2 protein-coding genes are annotated in these 1035 nt (G+C 72.9%); both read left to right on the plus strand.

Going from position 1 to position 1035, the window contains the following annotated elements:
- Positions 1-754 (plus strand): hypothetical protein (locus I8N67_RS41630; protein WP_200309568.1); only part of this gene is annotated, 754 nt, incomplete at its 5' end.
- Positions 751-1035: hypothetical protein (locus I8N67_RS43655; RefSeq protein ID WP_234047127.1), on the plus strand; the 285-nt coding region annotated here is incomplete at its 3' end. The genes I8N67_RS41630 and I8N67_RS43655, both read left to right, overlap by 4 nt.

The raw sequence follows: 1035 nt of genomic DNA on the forward strand, positions 1-1035 counted from the left end.
GATGCGCGACGGGCAGCCGGTGTGCCCGCGCTGCGAGCTGCGTCGGGTGGAGAAGCTGCTGAACCATCGTGAGCGCCGCTGCACCGAACTCCGCGAGGAGTCGCTGCGGCGCGGCAAGATCAAGTTCGAGCAGGCTGAGAAGATCCGCGCGCTGGAGCGGGAAGTCGACGAGGTGCGTCGCCAACTGGGCGCGGAGATCCTGCGGGCCGGGCAGGCTGAGGACGAGCTGCGCCGTCTGGCTGCCGAGGCGCAGCCCGCCACCAAGCCCGACACTGCGACGCTCGCCGCTGCCCTCGACGGCCTCCACACCCTGATCGCCACCAGCAGCCGCGACTGGGGCACCTACCGCGTCGATGCCTGGCTGTGGGCCGTCCTCTGCGGCTGGGACTGCGAACAGACCGAGCACGACGAGACGTGCACGCACGGCGCCATGGAGGAGATGCAGCAGCAGCACGGCTGGAGCGACGAGACCGTGACCAAAGCGCGCCGCTACCGGGCCGCTGTACGGGCGCTCACCGCGCCCGCCGCCGGGGTGCCGCAGGACGGGGCGCAGCACGGCACCGAGACGGAGCCGCCCGCCAAGCCCGAATGCGCCCACTGTTGGCGCGAGATCGAGAACCGGGGCACACCGAACATGGGCGGCCCGCAGCGCGACCACTGGGTCCACGTGCCGGGCGGGTTCGCGCCCTGCTTCCCGCAGCGGGGCGCCGACAGCCCGCGCGCAGAGCCGAGGACCGTTGAGGCCCCGCAGTGATCGCCGAGGCCGCAGACGCAGCGCTGCTGCTGTGGCAAGCCCTGTGGCCGTGGATCGTCGTGGGCGCGGTGGCGGCCACGGCCGGGGTGCTTGTGGCGGTGGCGGTCGTGTGGGGCATCTGCCGGATGCTGCGCCGCGCATGGACCACAACAGGCCCGAGACGGCCCTCCATGGCCCCTCTCGCGGCCGAACAGCCCACAGCGGACCCGGAGTCGCCAGAAACGGCACAGCGGCCCTCAGTGGCCCACCCCCGCCCCTCATGGGTCCGAACCGACAAGGAC

Origin of the sequence: Streptomyces adelaidensis (assembly GCF_016598475.1) — a bacterium.
GTDB classification, from domain to species: domain Bacteria; phylum Actinomycetota; class Actinomycetes; order Streptomycetales; family Streptomycetaceae; genus Streptomyces; species Streptomyces adelaidensis.